The sequence below is a fragment of the Peribacillus sp. YIM B13482 genome (assembly GCF_042787975.1).
GTDB lineage: Bacteria > Bacillota > Bacilli > Bacillales > DSM-1321 > Peribacillus > Peribacillus simplex_A.
Window position 1 is genome coordinate 243,825 of record NZ_JBHZPF010000002.1, and the last position, 17,240, is coordinate 261,064.

Annotated in this window: 16 protein-coding genes; 3 read left to right on the forward strand and 13 right to left on the reverse strand. The window is 40.3% G+C overall.

Going from position 1 to position 17,240, the window contains the following annotated elements:
• Positions 1 to 151: 151 nt before the first annotated feature.
• From cobA to ACFX4L_RS02730, 4 genes are all read right to left on the reverse strand, one after another.
• Positions 152 to 1,600 carry a uroporphyrinogen-III C-methyltransferase gene (cobA, locus tag ACFX4L_RS02715; protein ID WP_377387479.1) on the reverse strand — a complete coding sequence of 483 codons (1,449 nt, stop codon included), beginning with the start codon at positions 1,598 to 1,600 and terminating at the stop codon, positions 152 to 154.
• A 13-nt stretch (positions 1,601 to 1,613) separates the two neighbouring features.
• Positions 1,614 to 2,429, reverse strand: coding sequence for a uroporphyrinogen-III synthase (locus tag ACFX4L_RS02720; protein WP_284469993.1), 816 nt, complete (start codon positions 2,427 to 2,429; stop codon positions 1,614 to 1,616).
• A 180-nt stretch (positions 2,430 to 2,609) separates the two neighbouring features.
• Complete coding sequence (locus ACFX4L_RS02725) at positions 2,610 to 3,143, reverse strand: hypothetical protein (protein ID WP_377403818.1); 534 nt, start codon at positions 3,141 to 3,143, stop codon at positions 2,610 to 2,612.
• Positions 3,144 to 3,268: 125 nt separating this feature from the next.
• On the reverse strand, positions 3,269 to 3,550 hold the full coding sequence (locus ACFX4L_RS02730) for a hypothetical protein (RefSeq protein ID WP_061464443.1): 282 nt from the start codon (positions 3,548 to 3,550) through the stop codon (positions 3,269 to 3,271).
• Between the two features lie 377 nt (positions 3,551 to 3,927).
• Here ACFX4L_RS02730 and ACFX4L_RS02735 point away from each other — a divergent pair, with 377 nt between their 5' ends.
• Complete coding sequence (locus ACFX4L_RS02735) at positions 3,928 to 4,860, forward strand: L-lactate dehydrogenase (protein ID WP_284469990.1); 933 nt, start codon at positions 3,928 to 3,930, stop codon at positions 4,858 to 4,860.
• 24 nt (positions 4,861 to 4,884) lie between these two features.
• Positions 4,885 to 6,459 (forward strand): L-lactate permease, encoded by a 1,575-nt coding sequence (locus tag ACFX4L_RS02740; RefSeq protein ID WP_377403821.1) that lies wholly within the window; start codon positions 4,885 to 4,887, stop codon positions 6,457 to 6,459.
• Between the two features lie 338 nt (positions 6,460 to 6,797).
• Here ACFX4L_RS02740 and ACFX4L_RS02745 read toward each other — a convergent pair whose 3' ends face one another.
• The 6 genes from ACFX4L_RS02745 to ACFX4L_RS02770 form a co-directional block, all read right to left on the reverse strand.
• Positions 6,798 to 7,508 (reverse strand): DsbA family oxidoreductase, encoded by a 711-nt coding sequence (locus tag ACFX4L_RS02745; protein ID WP_377403824.1) that lies wholly within the window; start codon positions 7,506 to 7,508, stop codon positions 6,798 to 6,800.
• 74 nt (positions 7,509 to 7,582) lie between these two features.
• Positions 7,583 to 8,038, reverse strand: coding sequence for an RrF2 family transcriptional regulator (locus ACFX4L_RS02750; protein ID WP_089363590.1), 456 nt, complete (start codon positions 8,036 to 8,038; stop codon positions 7,583 to 7,585).
• Between the two features lie 725 nt (positions 8,039 to 8,763).
• Positions 8,764 to 9,930, reverse strand: a complete 1,167-nt coding sequence (locus ACFX4L_RS02755) for an MFS transporter (protein WP_377403826.1) — start codon at positions 9,928 to 9,930, stop codon at positions 8,764 to 8,766.
• 136 nt (positions 9,931 to 10,066) lie between these two features.
• On the reverse strand, positions 10,067 to 10,624 hold the full coding sequence (locus tag ACFX4L_RS02760; RefSeq protein ID WP_377403829.1) for a cyclophilin-like fold protein: 558 nt from the start codon (positions 10,622 to 10,624) through the stop codon (positions 10,067 to 10,069).
• 146 nt (positions 10,625 to 10,770) lie between these two features.
• The gene (locus tag ACFX4L_RS02765) at positions 10,771 to 11,517 is read right to left on the reverse strand and encodes an SDR family oxidoreductase (RefSeq protein ID WP_377403832.1); all 747 of its coding nucleotides are present in this window, start codon (positions 11,515 to 11,517) and stop codon (positions 10,771 to 10,773) included.
• A 409-nt stretch (positions 11,518 to 11,926) separates the two neighbouring features.
• Positions 11,927 to 13,030 carry an alpha/beta hydrolase gene (locus tag ACFX4L_RS02770; RefSeq protein WP_377403835.1) on the reverse strand — a complete coding sequence of 368 codons (1,104 nt, stop codon included), beginning with the start codon at positions 13,028 to 13,030 and terminating at the stop codon, positions 11,927 to 11,929.
• A gap of 233 nt (positions 13,031 to 13,263) precedes the next feature.
• Between ACFX4L_RS02770 and ACFX4L_RS02775 the strand changes: the two genes are divergently transcribed.
• Positions 13,264 to 13,809, forward strand: coding sequence for a TetR/AcrR family transcriptional regulator (locus ACFX4L_RS02775; RefSeq protein ID WP_377403838.1), 546 nt, complete (start codon positions 13,264 to 13,266; stop codon positions 13,807 to 13,809).
• Between the two features lie 329 nt (positions 13,810 to 14,138).
• Here ACFX4L_RS02775 and ACFX4L_RS02780 read toward each other — a convergent pair whose 3' ends face one another.
• The 3 genes from ACFX4L_RS02780 to ACFX4L_RS02790 all read right to left on the reverse strand — a co-directional run bounded on the left by ACFX4L_RS02780 (position 14,139) and on the right by ACFX4L_RS02790 (position 16,701).
• On the reverse strand, positions 14,139 to 14,903 hold the full coding sequence (locus ACFX4L_RS02780; protein WP_284469987.1) for a TIGR03943 family putative permease subunit: 765 nt from the start codon (positions 14,901 to 14,903) through the stop codon (positions 14,139 to 14,141).
• Entirely contained in the window at positions 14,903 to 15,913 is a 1,011-nt protein-coding gene (locus tag ACFX4L_RS02785; RefSeq protein WP_377403841.1) for a permease, read from the reverse strand. Before ACFX4L_RS02785 ends, ACFX4L_RS02780 begins: the two co-directional genes overlap by 1 nt.
• Positions 15,914 to 16,032: 119 nt before the next feature.
• Positions 16,033 to 16,701: a YdeI/OmpD-associated family protein gene (locus ACFX4L_RS02790; protein ID WP_377403844.1), complete on the reverse strand. Its 669-nt coding sequence runs from the start codon at positions 16,699 to 16,701 to the stop codon at positions 16,033 to 16,035.
• Positions 16,702 to 17,240: the final 539 nt, after the last annotated feature.

The window sequence follows — 17,240 nt, forward strand, 5'->3', positions numbered from 1 at the left end:
AAAGAACAGGCAGTATGGCAAAATTAAATATTAATATGATGATTGCAGCTAACCAACGCCCTATTTACGAAAAATACCCAAAGGAAGAGCATATCATTAACACCAGTTTTTTTAGGTAAAAAAGGAAAAAGACTCTGTTTTTTTTCAGAGTCTAATAAACATTCCTATTCACGATCAACGCCACCAATTCTTCGACAGACGGCTCATTGGGCATCATATCTTGTGCAAATCCATAGTCTTCAAGTCTTTTGCCGGTGCTTTTCCCGATTACCCCGATGGAGGCTTGATTTAGCAGCGCTTCAATATCCACGTCTGCCTTGTTCCCGTATTCCATCAGCATATCCACTGAATGCTGATTCGAAAAAAGTACCGTATCGACTTCTTTCCCGTCCAGCATTCCCGGAAGGATTTCAAGGAATCTTTCATCAACAAATTTATCGATGGATTGAAAATAAGCTTCTGCCCCATATTCCGAATCCATTTGTTCCTGTTCCCTATCTCCAATAACCAACAGTGTTCCAGTTTCCACCATCTCGGATTTGAGCTTGGCCATCAGTCCGCGTTGTTGTAAAACTTTCTTCGATTTCCTCGATAATACATAAAGTTCCGAAGAAATCCGGCGGTAATCAATGGCATATTCAGCTAGTAAATCTAAGAACCCATGGACACTTTCGGGTGAAGTGAAGAGAATTCGATCATACAAAAGAAACGAGAGCAGCTGACTTTCTTCAATTTTCACTTTTGCCGCATTCCATTTAGGAAACTCGATGACATCACCGCCAAGTTCATGCAGGGCTTCTGCCAATGAACTCTTTGCCGTCCCGGTACGGGCCACTAAAAATCGTTGTCCATATAGAGGCTTATTTTCGAACCATTGCAGTTTGCCCCTTAGTGAAATGATATCTCCTATCAAGGTGACCGCCGGATTGCCAAGCGACCTTTCACATACCCTTTCGACGATATCGTCCAAGGTCCCCTCGACCGTTTCCTGTCTTCCATAAGTGCCCCATTGAATGACGAGTGCCGGCGTATTCCCTGGCTTTCCATGATTGATCAAATTTTCGCGGATATAAGGAAGGTTGGCCACACCCATATAAAAGGCAACCGTATCCATACTATTCACAAGCCCATTCCAATCTATATCCTTCTTCGTTTGATCATGGGCCGTAACCATCGCAAAGGAACGTCCATAATCCCGATGCGTGACGGGAACTCCTGCGTACATGGATGCGGCAATGCCATACGTAACCCCCGGAATGACTTCGAATGGGATCCCCTGTTCTTTCAACGATCCCGCTTCCTCCCCGACTCTTCCAAAGACGGCAGGATCACCGCCCTTCAAACGGACGACCCGATGCCCTGCCATTGCTTTGGACACAAGCAGCTCATTTATCTCCCCTTGGCTGATACCATTCGTATAAGGTGTCTTACCACAATATATCAACTCACAATCAAGAGTGGCAGCCTCCAATAGTTTGGGACTTAGCAACCTGTCATATAAAATGACATCCGCTTTTTCGATCGCCTTTTGTCCTTTTACGGTAATCAGGCCCACATCACCCGGACCTGCCCCCACAAAATAGACTTTGCCCTTGTTCATGCCGCACTCACCCTTATCTGCTTGCAATGCCCTGATAATATTTCACCAGCTCCACCATTGCACTGCCCATCCGTTGATCTTCTGGATATATGACCCGCTTGATTCCTTCATCTATTACCACTTGTGCCGTTACTTTTCCGACAGCAAGAGCAATCACATCGGATTTAAACCAGTCGATTATTTTATCTTCCACACCTTGTTCACGGGCAAATTTCATCAAATTACGAGGCTGAGGTGCGCTCGTGAACACGACAGAATCTACCTTCCCTCCAAGAATTTCTTCGATCAGCTGACGCATCGTTTCTTTTTCGGGCGGTATATGTTCGTATGGAAGGATTTCTTTATGTTCCACTTTTTGCTCATCCAGCCAATTCATCAAAAGAGGCGCTGGATCGCCGTGAAGCTGCAAAGCGACCATTACATCTCCGGACAGATGGCCTTCCAGATTTCGAACGAGCCCTGCCGTACTGCCATCATCATCACGGATTAATGGCTGCAAGCCGAGTTTTTTCAGCATATTCACTGTTTTATAGCCCCTAGCCGCAATTTTCATGGACTGCAAAGCTTCTATGAAACGCTCTCCCGCTTCCATCTTCAATGCCGTTTTATATAATAGTTCCGTCCCCACTCCCGTCGTCAGGATGATCCAATCGAACTCTCCTGCCATCAAACGGGTGACATCCTCTTCCAAATGGGAATCATCAAGGAATACCGTCCCCTGTGCTGGACGAACGAGCGGGACTCCCCCAAGATTATCAACGATTTTACTAAGTTCTTCCGTCTTCCTCGCTCCCAATAAAGCAATGGTCCTGCCATTAAGCTTACTCATCCATGCCCCTCCTATATGTACATTCATTTTTGAAACCTCTAATCCATCTCAACCATTATACAAATTTTCAGTCTTTGAAACTATAAAAAACAAAAGTATCTGCGCCTTTTTCTTTCTTTTATCCTCTATTAAATTATAGGTTAGCAGCACTTTGCAGAAAGCAGCATTACCCTTGAACTTTCATTTCCTGAAGTATAAATGCATTAAATTGAATTCATTTTCACCATCGCATGAAATGGTATGTATGGCATCCGACTTAATGAATGCTTCACCATCAAGCTCCCCCACTTCGTTCACCATTGAAATTACAAATATATCATCTTCCAGGTTTTTAATAAAACCCTGCACATCACCATATCCCGTATTAAAAAGTTCAACTGAAACCATGAAGTTATTTTCATGTGCAAAATCCAGAAAACTCAAAAGTAAATCTTCATTTCCATCAACGAATTCAATATGATTTTGTTTTTTTGCCATATATAATCTCTTGATTTTCTTAATGTATTTCGTATTGACATTGATTTGGTGAATGCTTTCAAGATAAAGTAAACTGTATCCATCATACAGCCCGGTTGAAGTAATATTAGCGGCCACTACAAACGCATCTGACACTTTTAGTATCTTAGCCACACCAAATTTCCTTAAATCATTTGTATCCGAGTATAATTCGACAAACTCTTCTCTTTCAGAAATTTTAAGCAATTGTTTTTTCATCTTTCAATTCCCTTTCTCCGAAATTATTTATAAGCCCAAATTATTCATTAAATTTAAATTCTCTCCTTTTAACTTTCCTTCCAAGTAAAAAAAAGACTGCCACCAGGACAGCCAGTTTCCATTTATCAATTCTTGTGCACGGCCCTTTGGGCAATTTGCTCATGTTCTTTTTTCACAAAAACATCATATTGAGTAGTTTTATGGCGATTTTGAAAATCCTGGGAACCTAAATTCATAGGCGTTTTCGTTTTGAATTGTATACCCTCGTTTTCCAATTTCGCTATCACCTTAAAATAATTATCATTTCCAAATGCCGTATAGATACAAGTCCAGTATTTATAGGAAATTATTTTGACAGTTAATACACATGCAATCACGACGACTAGTATTCCAATTATGATATACACCCTTTTAGCTCCTTTTTATTTTCAACCTTTCGGAAAATCCCTTCTTTACACTATATTCTTTGCGCCATGTATCATCTCCTTTTTAAACTGCCTTCACTTTGCTCAGATCCGATCCGACAACTACTGCAAACGGTGCTACTATCATGTAAAAAAAAACTAATTAAATATTTTTGTTTGTTGAAATGTTATAGTGCTATGTAGTACAATAACATTGTGAAATAATTCACAATGTTATTGTTTATTACAACTCTGCAAACATAAAAACATGCAAGCCTGCAAATTTTTTTACAACTTCTTGTGAAATATTTCACATACTAAAGGGATGGAGATACTTTTTAAGGAAGGTTTTACATTCAAAAAAATTGGAGGTATTCATTATGAATTCTACACAGGGAAATAAAGTCGTTTTAGTTGGTACTGGTGCAGTTGGATCTAGTTATGCCTATGCTTTAATGAATCAAGGAATATGTGATGAGTTGGTTCTTGTCGATTTGAATCAAGAAAAAGCGAAAGGCGATGTTATGGACCTAGATCATGGTCTTGTGTATGCGCCTAGTGCCATGAATATAAAATCCGGATCATACGAGGACTGTAGGGATGCTGCAATCGTAGTCATATGTGCTGGAGCCGCTCAAAAGCCTGGAGAAACCAGGCTAGATCTTGTAAGGAAAAACATGAACATTTTTGAATCGATCGTAGGCAGCATCATGAAAGCTGGATTTAATGGCATTTTCTTGGTCGCAACGAATCCAGTAGACATTTTGGCTTATGCGACATGGAAATTTTCCGGTTTACCGAAAGAAAAAGTGATTGGTTCAGGGACTATATTGGATTCTGCAAGATTCCGCTCTTTATTAGGGCAAGAATTTAATACCGCACCTACAAGTATCCATGCCTATATCATTGGTGAACATGGTGATTCACAACTTCCGGTTTGGAGCTCTGCCAATTTTTCCGGATTGCCGATAGGTCCAAAATTAAATGAAGCAAGAAAAAAAGAGATTGCCGTTCAAGTCCGTGATGCTGCATACCAGATCATTGAGTCGAAGGGTGCTACGTATTATGGAATCGCCATGGGATTGGCGAGAATCACAAAAGCGATCTTAAAGAATGAAAATGTCGTCTTACCAGTTGGCTCATTGTTGGAAGGCGAATATGGCCATAGTAATGTTTATATTGGTACCCCTACAGTCATTAATCGAACAGGCGCAAAAAACATTGTCGAACTTACCCTAAACGAGAGCGAAAAAGAACAGTTTGCCCGCTCTGTTCATACGCTTCAAGATATTCAAGCCCAATTTTGGGAGTAATTTCTTACGCAGGGAGCTGTCATTATGTTAGTGCAAACATACAACCCATTTAATAATCTTGCCATTTCAGCATTAGTTGCAGCTATACCGATCCTTTTATTTCTATTATGCTTGACGATTTTTAAGATGAAAGGAATCCACGCAGCCCTTCTAAACTTATTTGTTACCTTTCTTATCGTCCTTTTCCTCTTTAAGCTACCTTTGGGAGAAGCAGTCGGAAGTGTGGTTCAAGGTATGTTCCAAGGGATATGGCCGATTGGCTATATCATCGTGATGGCGGTCTGGTTATATAAAATCACTGTTAAATCCGGAAAGTTCGAGGTGTTACGCGGTAGCATAGCAGGGATTTCACAAGACCAACGCCTTCAGCTCTTACTTATTGGTTTTTGCTTTAACGCCTTTCTTGAAGGAGCAGCAGGTTTTGGTGTACCGATCGCAATCTGCGCCGTCCTATTGGTTTCATTGGGATTCAAGCCTTTACAGGCAGCGATGCTCTGTCTAATAGCTAATGGTGCTTCGGGAGCATTCGGGGCAATCGGCATACCGGTTGGCATCATCGGGACATTCGGCTTGGAAAATGTAACATCGATGAATGTGTCCATGATGACGGCCTTAACACTGCCGCTCATTAACTTTACCATTCCGTTTTTATTAATATGGCTGATGGATGGCTTTAAGGGGATCAGAGAAGTATTGCCGGCCATATTAGTGACATCGACTACTTATACAGTGTCCCAGGCGATCATGACCGTTTTTGTAGGCCCAGAGTTAGCTGACATTATTCCATCTCTCTTAACCATGGGGGTGCTGGCGTTATTTCTTAATAAGTGGCAACCTAAACATTTATTTTTACTCAACGGCAAGGAATTTGAATTCGAAAAACATTCAATGGGTGATATCGTAAAGGCATGGTCTCCATTTTATCTATTGACGCTATTTGTTTTGATTTGGAGCTTTCCTGCCTTTAAAGGACTGTTCTCTCAAGGAGGTATCCTTGAATCGGCTGTCCTGAAATTCATATTTCCGGGATCTTCGATTACGATCGGCCTTGATTTAATCGGTGAAACGGGAACAGCGATCTTATTGGCTGCGCTGACGACCATCGCTACGACGAAAGCCATTAATGTCAGTGAAGGTCTTTCCCTCCTAAAAAAAACGGTTTTAGAGTTTCGGATTCCAATCATCATGATCTGTGCGATCATCGGCATAGCCAAATTGATGTCATATGGTGGATTAACAAATGTTTTGGGGGAAGCGGTTGCGACAACAGGACAAATCTTCCCGCTATTATCACCGCTATTAGGATGGATCGGCGTGTTCATGACTGGATCTGTAGTGAATAACAATACGTTATTTGCTCCAATACAGGCTACGGCAGGCAACATCATAGGGACAAACTCATCATTATTGGTTTCCGCAAACACTGCCGGGGGCGTCATAGCAAAGCTCGTTTCTCCACAATCGATTGTAATCGCGACGGCTGCAGTTGGCGAAACCGGAAAAGAATCCGCTTTAACGAAAATGACATTGAAATACAGCTTTGGGTTATTAGCCTTCGTGTGCATTTGGACATTTATTTTATCGCTATTCTTTAAGTGAATCCAAGTAACACTCACGGCTTCGAAAAAGACTGCATCCAAGATGATCAGTTCATCTTGAATGCAGCCTTTTTTACATTTGGCTGTTTTCACATACTTTGTTGCTATTTACCAGGTAGTGGGTTGTGGTTGATTTCCCCTCCAGATGCTCGCTTTCCGCGGGGCGGGCGGTGAGCCTCCTCGGCGTAAACGCCTGTGGGGTCTCACCTGTCCCGCTGCTCCCGCAGGAGTCTCGCACTTCCGCTCCAATCAACCTTAAATAGTTTCGTTTTAAAAACAACAATCTTTACGAAAAGAGCCTTACATTTAAAGCAAAAGCCCTTGTCCTTCCTAGCCGGTTTATTTTTCCGGCACGTTACAAGAACCGTCCGTACAAGCATCGCCTGTTGCTGGATCATTCACCATTTGCAGCGGATTTTCCTCAGCCCATATTTTTTTCAGCGTATCCAGGAACGCTTCCGTTGGCTGTGCGCCGGAGATGCCATACTTGCGGTTAATGACAAAGAATGGAACGCCTGTAATTCCAAGCTGGCTTCCTTCCTGCTCATCGCCCCTTACTTCCGCCGTGAATGCCGTTCCTGCCAGCATGGCTTCTGTCTCAGACTTATCAAGGCCAGCCTCTTCAGCTAAATTAGCCAATATAGCATGATCGCCAATATGCTTGCCTTCCGTAAAGTATGCTTTGAACAGGAACTCGTTCATTTCATTCTCTTTACCTTTTGATTCAGCAAAATGCATCAAGCGGTGAGCATCGAAAGAATTCGTTAAAACCACTTTGTCCAAATGATATTCGAGACCCAATTCTTTAGCCTGCTGTGTCAGGTTTTGATTGTTCGCTTCCACATCCGCGTGAGACATGCCGTATTTCTTGGCCAGCATTTCATTTTGAGACATATTGATATCCCGCTCAGCCTCTGGGTTCAACTCAAAACTGCGAAATGAAACCTCTACCTGAGCTTTATTTTCAAATTGTTTCAAAGCCTCTTCGAATCGACGCTTCCCTATATAACAAAACGGACATTGATAATCCGACCAAATTTCCACCTTCATGTAAATACCCCCTCATTTTAAATGCAATCGCATTAAGCACATTATATAATCTTGGGTATCCTCTTGCAAGGATATTACCCTAGACACTCATTTTCAAAATTGGCCAAATCGACTTTTTTCATGAATTCTTCTAATGTATAGCCCTTTAATAAGCGCAATGTTTCCTTTTCGGCCTCATTCATGATTTCCTCCAAAGCCGTATCCAGCTGCTTCCCTACTTCACCGCATTCGCTCGTTTCCATACAAACTAGACATTCCGGCCGTACCGCTTGATACACATCGGCCAAAGTAAGCTGAGAGGCAGCCACCTTCAAGCTATATCCGCCTTCCCGTCCTTCCTTTGTTTCGACGATCCCCGCCGCTGCAAGCTGAGCCATCACCCTTCGTAAAAAAGTGGCATGTGATTTAACCTTTAAGGCGATTACGGAACTTGTAAGGAGCTTTTCGCTTTGTGCGAGCCAAACCAGAGAGTGAATGGCAATAGCAAACCGCGGCGGTCCAATTTGATTATTTCGATTACCTGATGACATGCTTATCCCCCTTACACCCCTATCCATAGTAAGCCCATTATACTATGTTACGTTCTCCCGAACAAATGGACCCTTGGACTTAATCGATTCAAACATATAGGCTAAATGGTAAATCTGTATCACAGGAGATCTTCCATGAAGGAAAAATACCCCTATTTACTCGTCATACTTGGCGCAATACTGTCATCTTTAGTTTTAGCGCCCTGCTATTGGCACCCGCTTTATTCATAATGGATATAAGCTGGATCGGCACAACGGGCGGGATGCCGTCAGCCTAAGAAATATCGGATAAGATCACCTTAGATATTGCCTTAAATTCGCTACATAAATTAAAACCAATCATTCGCATTTTATGAAAGACGGATTTATTCATTCGTATACCAATCCCCAGTTTCAAAAGTTGGTGAAGAAAATGAAATTAGGACAATCCATGTCACGCCGTGGAAACTGTTGGGGTAACGCCCCGCAAGAATCATTCTTTGGTCATTTTAAAGATGAAATGGATTTAATAAACTGTAAGACCTTAAAAGATGTGAACCGCAAGTAAAAAGTTATATGATCTATTACAACCATTATCGAGGACAAAGGAATCTAAAAAAGATGCCGCCTGCAAAATAAAGACAGCATCTCCTTCAGGTTGCCTAACTTTTTTTTAATGTCCTTTACACAGGGTACAATTCAGACATACCTAGCCTTTTTATAAAGGATGTTTAATTAATTCCTTATCAAGAAATTTGGTTTGTAGGACTATACATATAGTTTCTTAGTAAAATAAATACCAACCCTAATATTAACGATAATAATCCCACTAATACGACGTATTGTGTACCTAATTCTGAAATAAATAATCCACCTGCAGCTGTACCAATTGTTGTTCCTAAGTTAACGGATGATAAAAATAATCCATTAGCGAAATCAGGAGCTTCTGGAGCTGCAGACGTAATCCAATATTGATTAATATTAGTTCCTATACCAGCCAATATTCCCCAAATTAAAGTAATGATAGCCATAGGAAAAGTAAACTGTCCTAAAAAGAATAATATGATATAAACGGCTCCCAATGCAAAAGGAAAAGATACTACAGATTTGATGGCATCTTTAGTAAGTAACTTCCCTGCCACAATGTTTCCAATAATATTTGCCCCTCCGAATATGACTAACATTAAACTAATCGATTTCCCGGAGGTATTCGTAACGGTTTTAAGATACTCAGCAAGATAACTATACACCCCAAATACGGCTGAATTTAGTAAAATGACAGCAACAATGGAAAGCCAAGTAATTGGTTTTTTTAATACCGATAATTGAGCTCCGTAAGAAAGTCTTTCTTTAACAGGTATAGAAGGGAAAAATGCTAATGTAGCCATAAATACTATAACGTTCACAACGGCAAAAAATGCCATTGATATTTGAAATGAAACTGTGCTGGCAAGAAAACTTGCGATAGGTACACCAAGTACCATTCCCGCAGATACTCCAATAAAAACTTTTGAAACAGCTTTTGGAGCTTCTTCTTTACGAACTGAGTTAGTAGCCAATGTAAAAGCTGCTGAAAAATAGATTGGATGAAAAATGGCTGGTATCACACGCGCAATTATTGCAATGGCAAAGTTAGATGTAAATATAGAGACAATGTTACCTAGAATGAAAATTCCAAGTACAAGTAACATTGCCTTCTTGCGATTTATCCCCGAAAATAATAACGGCATAGTTGGACCAGACATTGAAACAGTAAGTGCGAAGAGACTCACCAGCCACCCGGCCTTAGATACACTGATATGAAAGTGATCAGCAATGTAGGGTAATATCCCTATAACCCCCATTTCAGTATTTATGATGCCGAAAGCCCCTATCATCAATATATATATAAGTAAATTATTTCGTTTAAGCAAAAAGCAACTCCTATCTTCAATTATTTACAATTAGGCAGAAACGTTTCTCCACCTTCTTATGCAGGTTCAGGCATTGTATCAAAACAAACTACTGAGATCTTAATTCATCATATCCTCCCTTCCGATCATCCTCTTTTTAATCAAGTTTTTCGATTGTAACTTTAAAATCTTCATTTATGCTTTTAAGTTTTTCTACTCCAGATTCGATCTTACCTAATTTGATCAATCCATTTGAAAGCCCATGATCCCCATAAAATAAAGTAATATTTCCCCAAGGGGAAAAATAAGCAAAGTCTCCAACTGAAGGGTCACTGCCAGATGGTGCGTCTTTAGTAGTTAATCTTTGGTCTAGGACACTAATTTTTTCGATATTCGCATAATCTTTAAAAGTAACTGTTAATGGCAGTTGGTCAAAAAAATCTCTACTTGTTGGATTATCGTACAATTTCACAATTACTTTTTCGTTATTACATGTCAATTTCACTCTAACGTCTTGCATATTATTAAGACCCTCATTATCTTCACTATTCTGATTGTCCGTTTTATCAGTTTTAACTACATTATTAGTACTTGAATTAGTATTTACATTATCATTGCCCTTGATGTTTTTTTCATTATTACTACTGCCACAAGCTGTTAGAAACGTTGAAGTAGCCAATATAGATAAAAGAGTCCATTTATACCCTTTTCCCATCAATATGCCCTCCTGATTTTTATTCATAATTGCTTGGAAACTAACATAAATGAACAGGGATTATCCTAAAGACTGTTATTAGTAAAAAATTGCCCCCAACAAGCTAAGAGGCAGTTTTTTAATCATTTCGTTAATGGTAACTTCCATTAGATAACTTGTTTCGTTGGGCGAATCAAGATTTCGCTTACCGCAACCGTTTCAGGTGTGCTAATCGCATAAGCCACTGCATCTGCGATATCGCTTGATTTCAAAGAAAAACCTTCTCCTGAATCCATAAGATTCTTTACCCATTCTTGATCTTCAGGAGTATTAATTGTTGTATAAAGTTCAGTACTTACAGCACCTGGTGAAACAATAGTTGACCGAATATTATTTTCTCTTTCTTCCTGGCGCAGTCCCTCCATAATCGCTCTAACTGCAAACTTTGTACCGCAGTATACGGCAGATCCCGGGTAAACAACATGACCAGCTACGGAATCAGTTGAAATAATATGACCGGACTGTTGCTTTTTCATAATGGGTAATACAGCAGCCATTCCATTTAAAACACCCATAATGTTAATGTCTAACATTTGACGCCATTCATCAAAGCGTGTTTCCGAAAGTGGCGCAGTTGGCATGACTCCAGCATTGTTGTAGAGCACATCTACACGGCCATATTTTTCGACCGCCAAATCTATAACTGCTTGAACTTCCTCTTTTTTTGATACATCTGCAACAGCATAAGAAACTTCAGCATTTGGTAATGATTCAACAAGAGCTTTCAAGCGATCTTCACGACGAGCCGCAATCACTAATTTCGCTCCTTCTTGTGCAAGTTTCTTGGTCGTTGCTTCACCAATCCCACTGGATGCACCCATAATAATAACAACTTTATCTTGAATATTAGACATAATTAATAACTCCCTTTCTTATGTGTATTGAAAAACTATAATAGTGGATATTTACTTCGCTTAACAAAGAAAATCACCATTTGTTGATTAATCAACATCCGTTTATCATTATAAATAGAAACAGGATTCACTCACAATGGTTAAATGAACGCGATTTGTTGATTATTGAACAAACCAAATAAAAATGTTGATTATCTTTAGGGAAGTATTGTCTTGTAAATTCATCTTCGCTTCGTCATATCCGCCAAGTATAATAAACGACATATGGTAATCCTTAACAAAACCCTTCAAATCTACATGGCGTATGGAATTCTATTCAGACAAAAAAGTGTGAATCCCGACAAGAGATGCGGGATTCACTCAATGTACAATTGACACGCAAAGCTCTCTACGTCTTTCCACACAAGCCTTATTTTTTCTTCAGATTTTCTTTGAAGAACGACTCAAGCTTTTCAAAGGGGATTAAATTCACCCGGTCGTACAGATCCACATGACCTGCGCCCGGAACAATGTAGAGTTCCTTCGGTTCGCCCGCTAGCTTGTAGGCGTCTTCGCTGAACTCTCTGGAATGAGCGTTTTCACCCGCGATGAAAAGCATGGGACGAGGAGAAATCGTCTCTATATCTTCGAACGGGTAGAAATTCATGAACTTAACGTTACTTGTAAGCGTCGGGTGTGTCGTGAGTTCAGGTGACGAACCTTTTGGGGTGAATTCGCCCCTTGGAGTGCGGTAGAAGTCATAAAACTCACGCTCAATGGCGGTCGAGTTTTCATTTAGCTCATGCACTGTTCCGCCGGTGTATTTGGTTTCACTGCCCGTGAACTCCACATAGCGTTGCTCGGCTGCCTCTGCAATGATCTTCTTTCTTTGCTCAAGTGTCAGGGAATGTTTAAGCCCATTACGATTAGCAGCACCCATGTCGTACATACTGACTGTCGCAACGGCTTTCATGCGCGGGTCGATCTTGGCTGCGCTGATGGCAAAGCTCCCGCTGCCACAAATCCCAAGAACACCAATCCGATCCCTGTCAACAAACGGCCGGGTGCCCAGGAAATCCACCGCAGCACTGAAATCCTCGGCATAGATATCCGGCGAAACAGCATTGCGAGGCTGCCCCTCACTCTTTCCCCAGAAAGAAAAATCCAAGGACAAAGTAACGAATCCCCGTTCAGCCATTTTTTGTGCATACAGATTCGCACTTTGTTCTTTTACTGCACCCATAGGATGCCCGACAATGATCGCCGGATTTTTGGTGTTCTTCTTCAAACCTTTGGGAATAAAAAGATTCCCTGCAACTTTCATGTTGTATTGATTTTTAAACGAAACCTTCTTCATGTTTACCTTGTCGCTCTTGTAAAAGTTGTCTGCTCCATTGGACATGTCCGGCTTGTATGCAACGTCGGTCTTGGATGCAGCGTCAACGCCGGTCTTGAATGCAAAGGTGGCCGCGGATAAAAGCAGGCCCAGTGCTATCACTGTGAGTACACGCGTGATAATAGATTTTTTTTTCATTTTAAAATAACACCCTTTCTTTTTTTGTTTTTGTAAATCATTCTTTTGTAACTATAATGGTGACATTGACTTCGTTCAGAAAAGAAAACATCATTGATTGATTAATCAACATCTGTTTATAATTATAAATAGAAACACGATGCTCTCAATGGTTAAATGAACGCAATTCGTTGATTACTCAACAAATCAATAAAAATTGTTGATTATTTTTAGGAAAGTCTGGTGACCAAACAATGGCGAAAATAGATAGAAGAATAACCAAAAGCCAAGAAGCCATTAAAAAGGCTCTAATCGAACTGATGTCTGAAAAAAATTTTGATGACATTACCATTCAGGATATTGCAGACAGAGCAAATGTTAATCGAGGAACCATCTATCTTCATTACTTAGATAAATTTGATCTATTAGATAAAGTCATGGAAGAACATATAAACAACATGAGTAATTTTTGTGAGTCGGCAACTGAAATGGATTATATCGAATCGACTGTACACTGTATGGAATACTTTAAGAGTAATTATTTATTCTTTTCGACGATGTTAGCGAGTGAAGGAGCTCCAAATTTTCGCAATCAGTTCCTTAAGTTTAATATCGAGGAGTTTAAGAAAGATGTGGACATAACGAAAGGAAAAAATCACAGTCAAAATGAAGATGTAATTGTTCAATTTATTGCAAATGCTTACGTAGGGGTAGTGGAATGGTGGTTAAAGAATGGAATGCCTTATCCACCTCGTGTCATGGCAGAAAAAGTGGGGGATTTGTTAGAGAGGATAGTATAATTACTATTATGAAAAACCTTCTTAAATAAGTGTAGAAGAAAAAGTGACTTTTACTAGGATAGTGGTCTCTTCTTACTTATTAAAATATACATTGTGAATCATTGCACTTAAACTACCGGGTGGTTTAGTTGATTAAAGATTACTAAAAAAAGAATTCATTTTGAACTCTTTTTTCCAAAATGAATTCTTTTTATTTACGCTAAAAAGCTCAAATAATGTATCCTTTTTAAACATTTCCCGAGATCGGCCCCTATATTTGGTCTTTTTCTTCGTCTATAAGCCTGCTGATTCCATAACTCCATTTACCACCTTTTGCCCGGTCTCCAATACTACTGAATGATTTGCACATTCCCATATAAATAAGCTTCTTCCGGTGCCTTTATTTTCTTCGACTTTTTTAAATCGATCACAGGTACGGCTTCCCCTTTATAGCTTCCTTTTTTTAATGTACCCGTAATGGTGTACCAATCATTCGTCTTCATCCCTTCTACATTCCCATTGACCATATATCCATATAGCGTCGCATCCACTACACAGCAGGACATGGAGAGGCGGGAGATGGCCATTTGTTTTTCTGTAAAAGTATCCTCACGATATATGAACCCCGTAAGCTCTATTTCTTTCCCCTCGATCGTATCGAGGTTGTTCAGTAAATCATCCAGTACCTCAAAGTAATTATCATCCGTAACGGTAATTTTCTCCCCATTCGTATGTTTCCCTTTATCATACGAGCTTACCTTCTGTGGCTGCTGGTTCGCCATCCCTCTTTTCGCCAGCACTTCCCCGCTTAATGTAAAATCGGTCAAGATGAAGCCCAGAAGAATCGGAATGAAGAACAAACTATATTTCAGGACCAGCGCGGATGGGGAAGACTCTCCGTCCGATTCACAATCACAATGATGTACACCATGTTTTTGTTTTTTCATACGGAGAAGACTGATCACTAAAAAAGCAAAAAGCGCCGCCAATGCATATGGAACCATTTTGGGCGCAATCAATTTCGTTAAATGTCCCGAAACATACAATTTAAAAATCATGAGGCCCAGTCCAAGCAGCAGCAATCCCTCAAGTCTTTGGATAAAAAAACGATTCATCAGAAGCCCCCCTTACTGATCAATCCGCCTGCAATCAGGCATAGGCTGAAGACGACTGCGAAAACAAGCAAGACATATGTTATGACAAAGCTCCGTTTAAAGCAGGACATCATGATCAAGATATTTTTCAAATCCAGCATGGGCCCAAATACAAGGAAACCCAGTATCGAACCTGGTAAAAAACTATGGGAAAAGGAAGCGGCAACGAATGCATCAGCAGATGAACAGAGTGAAAGCACAAACGCAATCCCCATCATCAAAGCCGTGCCTTTTATCGGCGCCAGACCAATATCGGCCATTACGTTCCGATCCATAAGCACTTGAAATATACTGGCAAACAAAGCCCCGATGATAAAGTATCTGCCGACCATAAAAAATTCCTGTGAAGTATGATCAATGAAGCTTGTCCATTTAGTTGATCGAATATCGTGTTCATGCCCGTGAACCACTTCAAATTTCTCCTCTTTCACCACATCTTTATTGCTGAATATATAAATGAATAAACCTACGATTACGGCTGTCAGGACGCAAAGAATGATTCTTCCATATAGAATGGACGGGTTATTTTGGAACGCATAATAAGTTGAGCCGAACACGATGACATTCAATATTGGGGCAGTTACGAGCAAGACAACACCTGCATGGACCGGGACACCCTTTTGAATTAATCTCCGTACGACCGGGATGATTGCACATTCGCAGACCGGTATGATCAGCGCTGCCCCTATCGCAGCAAAAATAGCTGTCATTGGTCGTTTTGGTATCATTCGCTGAATGATTTCCTCACTGATGAACAACTGGATGAACGAAGATGCAATGGCACCCAGGAACAGGAAAGGAATCGATTCTAAAAACAACCCCAAAAACACGACGAACACAGAGTGAAGCATCGGGTAGCCCGAGAGATCAATCCCTTTTGGAATGAACACATCGCCTAGAAAAAAGAATGCCAGCAGTAAAAACAATAGAATCAATAACAGCAAATTACCCGTATAACGTTTCAAAAGCATGTTCAACCACCTCGCAAATCATAATTATTACGATTTAAGTTTCGAATCGGTCTAGTATATGCTTTTGATAGGGTGAACATGACAAAAAACAAAAGAGAATGGAAGACATTCCTCCACCCTCATTTATTTCTTCGATACAAATCCCTGCTCTTGTACCCTTCTCCTAGAATCGTTTTCATTTCCTGGCGCCGTTTCACTTGGGTCGCCTCTTGTTTTGCACTATACACGTAGCGAGCCCAATCTTTACGATAGCCTGGGGTAAGTGATTGATAGAACGCAAGCAAATCAGGGGAATCCTGTAAATCATTCTCAATTTCAGAAATCATTTCGATATAATCATCCACCGATTGGCTTGCCTTGGTAGATGGACGGTTTCTATTTGCCGAATCCTCTTTCAGTCCGACTACCGTAAAGACATCATCCAATCCAACCATACGTGCAAACTTCATGTCACTCGATCCGACATAACCGTTTTCTTCCGCCCCAAGGCCTTGCATCAAATCATCACGATGGATATATGCATCATATTCTTTATTTCCCTTCTTGGGATATGCCAAAAAGATATAACCGTTTTTACTCAGATAATTTTTCTCGATCACCTTACCCACGATTCCTTTTAAAGAATCCATATCAAATACAAATGCAAATATAAGATCATATGCACCCTTAGTAAGCTCTGTATCGTAATCCGGCAGCTCCGCAAAATAATCCGCCCCTGCTGGCAGATCCAAGACAGCCACCCGTTCATATTTATGTAAATTCAGTTTTTCGACTATTGTTTTAGCCATCGGCATCACCCGTCCCATTTCGTATAGTCTATTTTCAGTTTAAAAGTTTCCCATTTGGCCCGCAACTTTTCTTTCGATAAAAAAGCAAAAAAGACGAAGAGTGAACCTCCCGTCTTTTTTATTATAATCATTCTATTAGTAATCAATCTTCTTCGAGTTTCTTTTTCCCTTTGAATGCTAGCGGTAAGTACATACTTAGCAATCATCTTTTAACGTAATTTAATGGAACCGCCATCAACCATGCCCCGGCTGCAAGCATATGAATTTTTTTACCCTTCTCTTTTCAGATAATGAAGTGCCTTTATGATAAACTTATATGGTAGAGTGTTATGAAAGGAAGAAACTCCTGGTCTGACCTTTTTTAACTCAGCTTATATGCAACATCCATGATTTCCGTTAAACAAGTAATGCGTCAATTGCAGGCATAAATCTAAGTTTTATGCATAGCATGATAGGGTATCGATGCTCAAGAAAAATTCAAAACCCTGGAAATTCAGTTTCTTCCGCTAACAAGCAGAGCGAATCTTTGGAATCATGCT

What these genes read in the sequence shown, in the direction of transcription:
- ACFX4L_RS02745 (WP_377403824.1), bottom strand. Translation starts at nt 7,508, where the DNA reads ATGAAGGTGGAAATTTGGTCGGATTATCAATGTCCGTTTTGTTATATA.
- ACFX4L_RS02720 (WP_284469993.1), bottom strand. Translation starts at nt 2,429, where the DNA reads ATGAGTAAGCTTAATGGCAGGACCATTGCTTTATTGGGAGCGAGGAAG.
- ACFX4L_RS02725 (WP_377403818.1), bottom strand. Translation starts at nt 3,143, where the DNA reads ATGAAAAAACAATTGCTTAAAATTTCTGAAAGAGAAGAGTTTGTCGAA.
- ACFX4L_RS02760 (WP_377403829.1), bottom strand. Translation starts at nt 10,624, where the DNA reads ATGGGAAAAGGGTATAAATGGACTCTTTTATCTATATTGGCTACTTCA.
- ACFX4L_RS02770 (WP_377403835.1), bottom strand. Translation starts at nt 13,030, where the DNA reads ATGAAAAAAAAATCTATTATCACGCGTGTACTCACAGTGATAGCACTG.
- ACFX4L_RS02740 (WP_377403821.1), top strand. Translation starts at nt 4,885, where the DNA reads ATGTTAGTGCAAACATACAACCCATTTAATAATCTTGCCATTTCAGCA.
- ACFX4L_RS02750 (WP_089363590.1), bottom strand. Translation starts at nt 8,038, where the DNA reads ATGTCATCAGGTAATCGAAATAATCAAATTGGACCGCCGCGGTTTGCT.
- ACFX4L_RS02785 (WP_377403841.1), bottom strand. Translation starts at nt 15,913, where the DNA reads ATGCTTTTGAAACGTTATACGGGTAATTTGCTGTTATTGATTCTATTG.
- ACFX4L_RS02780 (WP_284469987.1), bottom strand. Translation starts at nt 14,903, where the DNA reads ATGAATCGTTTTTTTATCCAAAGACTTGAGGGATTGCTGCTGCTTGGA.
- cobA (WP_377387479.1), bottom strand. Translation starts at nt 1,600, where the DNA reads ATGAACAAGGGCAAAGTCTATTTTGTGGGGGCAGGTCCGGGTGATGTG.
- ACFX4L_RS02735 (WP_284469990.1), top strand. Translation starts at nt 3,928, where the DNA reads ATGAATTCTACACAGGGAAATAAAGTCGTTTTAGTTGGTACTGGTGCA.
- ACFX4L_RS02775 (WP_377403838.1), top strand. Translation starts at nt 13,264, where the DNA reads ATGGCGAAAATAGATAGAAGAATAACCAAAAGCCAAGAAGCCATTAAA.
- ACFX4L_RS02765 (WP_377403832.1), bottom strand. Translation starts at nt 11,517, where the DNA reads ATGTCTAATATTCAAGATAAAGTTGTTATTATTATGGGTGCATCCAGT.
- ACFX4L_RS02790 (WP_377403844.1), bottom strand. Translation starts at nt 16,701, where the DNA reads ATGGCTAAAACAATAGTCGAAAAACTGAATTTACATAAATATGAACGG.